This is a genomic window from Haematobacter sp., from assembly GCF_032102465.1.
GTDB lineage: Bacteria > Pseudomonadota > Alphaproteobacteria > Rhodobacterales > Rhodobacteraceae > Haematobacter.
Genome location: NZ_DAMDHB010000039.1, coordinates 15,213 through 22,438, shown reverse-complemented (window position 1 = coordinate 22,438; position 7,226 = coordinate 15,213). Strand labels below are relative to the sequence as shown.

The window sequence follows — 7,226 nt, the reverse complement described above, 5'->3', positions numbered from 1 at the left end:
GAGGGCCTGCGGTCAGTCCTGCCAGCGGTCAAGCTGGTCTTCATCCTCCTGCCGCGCGGCGACCCAGTCGGCTGCGCCGGTCGTCAGTTCCTTCTTCCAGAAAGGGGCGCGGGATTTGAGCCAGTCCATCAGGAACTCCGCCGCGGCAAAGGCCGCTCCACGGTGGGCAGAGGCGGTGGCGACCATCATGATCTGATCCCCCGGCGCAAGCCGTCCGTAGCGGTGGATCACCAGCGCATCCAGAAGCGCGAAGCGGCGCACCGCCTCCTCCACCATCCCGGCGATGGCACGCTCGGTCATGCCGGGGTAGTGCTCGATCTCCATGGCGATGAGGCCGCCCGCCACGTCGCGCACCACACCGGTGAAGCTGACGACCGCCCCGGCGGCGGAGGCACGGCGGGTAAAGGCGTCAAGCTCCTGCCCGGGCGCGAAGGCCTCGCTCTGGACGCGGATGTCCATGCCTCAGCCCCCCGTCATCGGCGGGAAGAAGGCGACCTCCCTCACCCCGGCCAGCGGGGCGTCGAAATCGGCAAGCTCCTGATCCAGCGCGACACGCAGGGCGCGCGTATCGGCGAAGGCGGCGGCATAGCGCGGCTCCCGCGCCTTCAGCTCCTCAACCAGCGCGGTCACGTCGGGGGCCGCCGTCTCCAGCCGCTCCTTCGGCAGACCGATCCGCTCCCGCACCCAGGCGAAATAGAGGATGTCGATCATTTCGGCTCCTTCAGATAGGGCAGCGCCTTTCTGAAATAGTCAAAGCCTGTGACGATGGTAAGGCCAGCAGCGATCCAGATCAGCCCCAGCCCCAGAACCGTCGCCGCACCGGCGCAGCCGGTGGCAAAGCAGGTGCGGACCGGATCGGCCGTTCCCAGTTCCACCGCGCGGGCATAAGCCTCCGCCGTCATGCCGCGCAGGTGGATGCCGTTCAGATAGTCGAGGCCGGTGCCGAGAAACAGCACGGCGATCGCGACCATCTGGGCCGTCGTCTTCCACTTGGCGAGCCGGGTCACCTTCAGGAGCCGCGAACGGTCTCCCAGATATTCCCGCAGGCCGGAGACGAACACCTCCCGAAACAGGATGACGGTCGCCGGAAGGATGAGCCATGGGTTCATGCCGGAGTAGCCGGTGATCACGAGCAGCGCGATCACCACCATCGCCTTGTCGGCGATCGGGTCCATCGCCGCACCGAAATGGCTCTCCTGTCCCCAGGCACGGGCGAGGTAGCCGTCGATCCAGTCGGTCACCGCCGCGCCAATGAACAGCGCCAGCGCGAACCAGTCGGCCCAGGGGCGGGCAAAGTAGAGAAACATCACCGGCACCCCCGCTGCCGCGATCAGCCGGAACACGGTGAGGATGTTCGGAATGTTCCACTTCATGCGCGGCGCCCCTGTTGTCTCGGCGACATACCTAGCCCGTCGGACCGGGGGTTGAAAGGGGAGAGCCCGCTTCTTGCGGCGGAGGTCAGGACCGGTCTACCGAATACCAAGATTTCTGCTCCAGCGTATCATATCGCTTCCACACTTTCAGACCTGCACGCTGCCCGTCCTCACTTGTCTTGAGGACGAACGACCGCGGCGCGTGGGTGAATGTATGTGCCCTTCAGCCGTAGCTGCATAGTAGCTGCATATCAGCGACGAAGATGTCCTTCTCTCCTGCGGGAAACAGACAGTCATCCACAATCGGATCCAGCGGGCGGATCCACCGGGCGCGGACCTATCTCCCCAAAGCCGGGCTTTTGGGGTCGGTCGGGCGAGGCAACCATCAGATCACAGCGGAGGGGAAGGCATTGCTGGCTTCCAAACCAGACAAGATCGACGTCAGAATGCTGGAGCGATATCCAGCCTGCGTTCACTGGCTGGAAATCTTGCACAGGGGTGGCGCGGCTCGGGAACGGGCATTTTCCTTGCCACGCGTCCGGTAATCCTCTCCGTTTCAACGGGGCGCAGAAGTAGACCTCAGGCAGCCATCTTCAGTTTCTGGGCGGGCGTAATGCCGCCGATGCCCGTGTTGCGGCGCTCATTATTGTAAGTCCGTAGCCGGTTGGATCTCCTGTGCCTCCTCGATTGTTTCAAAGATTAAGAGGTCCAGCCATTCATGCCGGACCGTCCTGTTGTAACGCTCGACGTAAGCGTTTTGCTGCGGCTTCCCGTCCCACCTTCCGCGGTGGAACATTCTGCCACCGACCAGACCCCTGAAGACGCCATCGAAACTGCATCGCAGCAACTCAATGCCGCGGTGCGGGACGAACTGTTGACCCTGGTGCGCCGGATGACTCCTCGGCGCTTCGAGCGTGTCATCCTGGAGCTGCCTGGTGCGATGGGATTCGGAGGCGGAGACCTGACGAACGGACGCCTGACCGCGCAAGGAGCCGATGACGGGATCGACGGGATCATCCATGAGGACGCCTTGGGCCTCGATGCGGTATTCGTGCAGGCCAAGCGCTATGCGGAGGATCATCGGGTCGGTCGGCCGGACATGCAGAAGTTTATCGGATCGCTCACCGGCGAAGGCGCGACGAAGGGGGTTTTCGTCACGACTTCGGATTTTTCACGAGATGCCTCGGATTATCTGCGGCGGGTGCAACACCGTGTCGCCCTGATCAACGGCCGTCGGCTGGCCGATCTCATGCTCACCCATGGCGTGGGCGTGCGAACGCGGGCTACCTATCTCATCAGGACGGTGGATAGGGATTTCTTCGACGAAGCAGAGATTTGAGCAACTCAGTCCTTGTGGAAGAAATCGTAAACCGTCTGGGCAATCGCCTCTGATATGCCGGGCGCTGCCTTCAGGTCGGACAGACCGGCCCGGGCCACCGCCTTGGCGGAACCGAAATGCTGAAGCAACGCGCGTTTGCGCGACGCGCCGACGCCCGGTATCTCATCCAGCGGAGTGGCGCCCATGGACTTCGCCCGCTTGGCACGGTGGGTGCCGATCGCGAATCGGTGCGCCTCGTCGCGGAGACGCTGGATGAAATAGAGCACCGGATCATTGTGGCGGAGCGCAAATGGCGGCGCACCGGTGCGGTAGAACTCCTCCTTGCCGGCATCCCGGTCGATCCCCTTGGCGACGCCCACCATCGGAATATCCTCGACCCCCAGTTCGGCCATGATCTCATGCACGGCCGAGACCTGCCCTGCCCCGCCGTCGATCAGCAGCAGGTCGGGCCAGGCCTCGCCCTGCCGTTCCGGGTCTTCCTTCAGCAGCCGCTGGAACCGCCGGGTCAGCACCTCCTTCATCATGCCGAAGTCATCGCCGGGCGTGATCTCGGTGCCCTTGATGTTGAACTTGCGATACTGCGACTTGATGAATCCCTCCGGCCCCGCGACGATCATGCCGCCGACCGCGTTCGTGCCCTGAATGTGGGAGTTGTCGTAAACCTCGATCCGCGCGGGCGGCGCCTCGAGCCCGAAGGCCTCCGCCACCCCCTCCAGGAGCCGCGCCTGTGTGGCGCTCTCCGACAGGCGGCGGGCAAGGCTTTCGCGCGCGTTGCGGAGCGCGTTGGCAACCAGCTCCGCCTTCTCCCCGCGGAGCGGCACGCTGATTTCCACCTTGCGGCCCGCGCGCTCCCGAAGCGCCTCCGTCACGAGATCGGCATTGTCGATCTCCTGCGACAGCAGGATGAGGCGCGGCGGCGTCTTGTCGTCGTAGAACTGCGTCAGAAACGCCTCCAGCACCTCCCCCGCCTCCGCGCCGGAACCGGTCCGGGGGTAGTAGTCGCGATTGCCCCAGCTCTGGTTCGCGCGGATAAAGAAGACCTGCACGCAGGCCTGCCCCCCCTCCAAGTAAAGCGAAATCACGTCCGCTTCCGCCACGCCGCGCGGATTGATCCCCTGCGAGGACTGGACCTGCGTCAGCGCCCTGATACGGTCCCGCAGCGCGGCGGCGCGCTCAAACTCCATCGCTTCCGACGCGGCCTGCATCTCGGTGGCGAGTTCGGCCTGTACATGGGTCGTGCGGCCTTCCAGAAACTCCTTCGCATCGTGGACGAGGCCCGCATAGCCCTCCTCCGAGACGTGGCCCACGCAGGGGGCGGAGCAACGCTTGATCTGGTAGAGCAGACAGGGCCGCGTTCTGCTGGAGAAGGTGGCGTCGGAGCAGGTGCGCAGCAGGAACACCTTCTGCAACTGGTTGATCGTCCGGTTCACCGCATCGGCGGAGGCGAAGGGGCCGAAGTAGTCCCCCTTCTCCGCCTTTCGGCCACGGTGCTTCTTGATCGGCGGAAAGGGGTGCTCCCGCGACAGCAGGATGTTCGGAAAGCTCTTGTCGTCGCGCAGCAGCACGTTGTAGCGCGGCTTCAGCTGCTTGATGAGGTTCTGCTCCAGCAGCAGCGCCTCCACCTCCGTCCGGGTGGTCAGGAACATCATGGAGGCCGTCTCGCGGATCATCCGCGCGATGCGCCCCGAATGGCCGGAGGGGCGCGCGTAATTCGACACCCGCGCCTTCAGGTTCCGCGCCTTGCCGACGTAGAGCACGCGCCCCTCGCCATCCAGCATCCGGTAAACGCCGGGCGAGGAGTCGAGCGTGCGAAGATAATCCGCAATCACCGCATGTCCGGTTTTGGGCTGATCCGGTCTGGGTTCGGCGGCGGTCACGGGATGGCTCTCCTCTTGGCGACCGGGTCGATTCCCGGCATGGGCTGCAATCTGGGCACTCGGTATGCAAGGGAAAAGGAGTCCACGACTTTTGTGGATAAGTCTGGAGACAACTTCATGGCAGAGAGCCTTTTTCCTTGTTTTCCTGCCCCTTCGTCAAGCTGCCCGTTTTTTGGGCACGATTACAACACGCTGATTTTGCGAGTAAAATTTTTTGACGCAGGCAAAGCGGCAGCAAATGCGGATGAATCGTGAACAATTCGTGACGGGCCGCGCCCGCTCGGGAAAAGTCAAGTCTCGGTGCCGCTTGCCCCGGGCGAAAAGGACGCGAAAGGTTATTTCGTCCCGAGGATGTCCGGCGTCTGCCAGGCAAGCCGCTGCCCGCCATCGACGAACAGAAGCTGCCCGGTGACGGACCGCGCCTCGATCAGATATCCCAGAGCCGCGGTGATGTCCGAGGGATCGGCCCCGCGTTCCAGAATCGTCGCGGCCCGCTGGCGGCGATAGTGGTCGTCATCCTGACGCGCGCCGCGAAGCGTCGGCCCCGGTGCGATGCCGTTGACCCGGATCGTCGGAGCAAGCGCCTGCGCCGCCGTGCGGGTAAAGGCCCAGAGCCCCATCTTGGCGATCGTATAGGTCATGAATTCCGGCGTCAGCTTCTCTACCCGCTGGTCGATGATGTTGACGACGAGCGCCTGCGCCACTGTCTCTCCCCGGTCATCCTTGCCCGCCTGTGGCGCCTGTGCGGCAAAGGCCTGCGTCAGAAAGAACGGCGCACGAAGATTGGAGCCGATGTGCCGGTCCCAGCTTTCCGCCGTGGCCGAGGCAAGCGTGTCGTATTCGAAGATCGACGCATTGTTGACCAGCAGGGTCAGCGCACCGCCCAGCATATCCACTGCGCGAGGCACGAGGCTTTCCGTCTCCGAGGCGCTCAGCAAGTCGCCCTGAAGTGCCACGGCCTGTCCGCCCGCGTCGCGAATCTGGCGGACGACCTCATCCGCCCCATTGGCGGAGGCGGAGTAATGGACCGCGACCTCATATCCCCGCTGGCCGAGGTAGAGCGCCATCTCCCGCCCGATGCGTTTGCCTGCGCCCGTAACCAGTGCCTTGGGTGCCATGTCTTCTCCCTTCCGCCCTCGGATGCGCCGGAAAACGCGTCAGGCCTTGTCCTTGCAGGGGCAGGTCTTCCGCCCGATGAGCCACGTTCCGCAGTCGCCACACCGTTGCGGCTTCGAAATCTGCGGCGGCTGTTGCTTCCGCGTGGGCAGGAACCAGCGCATCTGGCCCAGAAAGCCGAGCAGAACGACCGCCGCCAGAAAGAATATCGCGATTTTCAACAACATGTCACAACCCGTATCTCGCCCACAGCGCCCGCTCCTCCACAGCCCCCTCCACCCCGGCCAGCGCTTCCGCGCCCAGCGCCTGCATGCCAAGCCGCGACAGCAGGGACCGTTTCGGCCCGAACGCGCGAAAGCGGACCTTGTCACCATAGACCGCCTTCATGCGCGGCACGAGATGTCCGATCCCATCGGCGAGACCCAGTGCAACCGCCTGCTGACCGACCCAGACATCGCCCTGAAACAGATCGACGTCGCTGGCCAGCCGCGGACCGCGCCGCATCTCCACGTGACGGATGAAATTCCCATGGATCGGCTCCAGCAAAGCCCGGATCCGCTGCTCGTCGGCTTCCGTCATGCTGCGGAACGGATCGGCAAGGCTCTTTGAACGGCCCGCCGTCAGCACCCGCCGCTCGATGCCGTGGCGATGAATGAACTCGGGAAACCCGAAGGAGGCATGGATGACCCCGATGGATCCGAGAAGGGAACTGTCATCGGCCCAGATATCATCCCCCGCCGTGGCGAGCCAGTAGCCCCCCGAGGCCGCCACATCCTCCACGAAGGCATGGACGGGCACCTGCTTCTCCTCCGCCAGACGGCGGATGCGCGCGGCGATGAGCGCGCTCTGCACCGGAGAGCCACCGGGAGAATTCACGGCAAGCGCCACCGCAACCGGCTTCTTCGCGAAAGCACGGGTGATCACCGGAGCAAGGGACGCATCGCTCAACCCCCCGCGGCCACCTGCGGCGATGGTGCCCTGCAGGCGGATGACAGCGACGGTCGGACGGCGGGACAAGGAAAATGTGAAAGCCATGAGCCGCATCTATGCGCGGATACCCCCCTCCGGCAAGTGGTGCCGCCGGGACCGGCACCGCACAGGCCTGTCCGGCCCGGCGACAACTCCTGTCAAAAGGGCGGTGGTCGGCGGCTCAGAAGGGAGGTGATCGGCGGCAGGTCAGGGGGATTTGGTTCTCTGTGCCGGAGACGCGACCGCGCGCGGCAGGCCGTCTGGCGGAGACAGGGCAGCCTGTCACCAGGGCCGGGATGGCACAGCAGAAGGCGTATCGTCGGATGAAGATGGCTGATCAGCCGCCAGCCGTCGGAATCGCTCCGCCGCGATGCCGGGTCAGCTCATGTCCGGGAACCGGAGGTAACACGGGTTTTCTCACAAACAGATCGGATTGCCATCGACCGAAGCTCCGTAAGAACTCTGTCCCAGCGATGGGCTGCGAAATTTCTTCTGACCTGCTCCGACTGCTCCGACTGCTCCGACTGCTCCGACTGCTCCGACTGCTCCGAC

At 64.5% G+C, this 7,226-nt stretch carries 9 protein-coding genes and 1 pseudogene; 2 read left to right on the top strand and 8 right to left on the bottom strand.

What is annotated here, in order from left to right:
• Positions 1-12 precede the first annotated feature (12 nt).
• The 4 genes and pseudogenes from RT513_RS17665 to RT513_RS17650 all read right to left on the bottom strand — a co-directional run.
• Complete coding sequence (locus RT513_RS17665; RefSeq protein WP_290689948.1) at positions 13-459, bottom strand: molybdenum cofactor biosynthesis protein MoaE; 447 nt, start codon at positions 457-459, stop codon at positions 13-15.
• Positions 460-462: 3 nt separating this feature from the next.
• On the bottom strand, positions 463-711 hold the full coding sequence (gene moaD, locus RT513_RS17660) for a molybdopterin converting factor subunit 1 (RefSeq protein WP_088215836.1): 249 nt from the start codon (positions 709-711) through the stop codon (positions 463-465).
• A complete protein-coding gene (pgsA, locus tag RT513_RS17655; protein ID WP_088215835.1) occupies positions 708-1,373 on the bottom strand; it encodes a CDP-diacylglycerol--glycerol-3-phosphate 3-phosphatidyltransferase in 666 nt (221 codons plus the stop codon). Before pgsA ends, moaD begins: the two co-directional genes overlap by 4 nt.
• Before the next feature lie 579 nt (positions 1,374-1,952).
• Positions 1,953-2,145: pseudogene (locus tag RT513_RS17650) on the bottom strand (integrase core domain-containing protein); the annotation flags it as partial.
• On the opposite strand from RT513_RS17650, the gene RT513_RS17645 reads away from it, so the two are divergent.
• Positions 2,092-2,712: a restriction endonuclease gene (locus RT513_RS17645; protein ID WP_313534197.1), complete on the top strand. Its 621-nt coding sequence runs from the start codon at positions 2,092-2,094 to the stop codon at positions 2,710-2,712. The pseudogene RT513_RS17650 and the gene RT513_RS17645 overlap by 54 nt on opposite strands.
• 5 nt (positions 2,713-2,717) lie before the next feature.
• Here RT513_RS17645 and uvrC read toward each other — a convergent pair whose 3' ends face one another.
• Positions 2,718-4,589, bottom strand: coding sequence for an excinuclease ABC subunit UvrC (uvrC, locus tag RT513_RS17640; RefSeq protein WP_088215833.1), 1,872 nt, complete (start codon positions 4,587-4,589; stop codon positions 2,718-2,720).
• Positions 4,590-4,706: 117 nt separating this feature from the next.
• Between uvrC and RT513_RS17635 the strand changes: the two genes are divergently transcribed.
• Positions 4,707-4,844: a hypothetical protein gene (locus tag RT513_RS17635; RefSeq protein ID WP_179209199.1), complete on the top strand. Its 138-nt coding sequence runs from the start codon at positions 4,707-4,709 to the stop codon at positions 4,842-4,844.
• Positions 4,845-4,924: 80 nt separating this feature from the next.
• Here RT513_RS17635 and RT513_RS17630 read toward each other — a convergent pair whose 3' ends face one another.
• Genes RT513_RS17630 through RT513_RS17620 form a run of 3 tightly spaced genes read right to left on the bottom strand, consistent with a single transcriptional unit; the run spans position 4,925 to position 6,740 of the window.
• Positions 4,925-5,707 (bottom strand): SDR family oxidoreductase, encoded by a 783-nt coding sequence (locus RT513_RS17630; RefSeq protein WP_290689950.1) that lies wholly within the window; start codon positions 5,705-5,707, stop codon positions 4,925-4,927.
• A 39-nt stretch (positions 5,708-5,746) separates the two neighbouring features.
• On the bottom strand, positions 5,747-5,932 hold the full coding sequence (locus RT513_RS17625; RefSeq protein WP_290689952.1) for a hypothetical protein: 186 nt from the start codon (positions 5,930-5,932) through the stop codon (positions 5,747-5,749).
• A gap of 1 nt (position 5,933) precedes the next feature.
• On the bottom strand, positions 5,934-6,740 hold the full coding sequence (locus tag RT513_RS17620; protein WP_290689954.1) for a S49 family peptidase: 807 nt from the start codon (positions 6,738-6,740) through the stop codon (positions 5,934-5,936).
• Positions 6,741-7,226 lie beyond the last annotated feature (486 nt).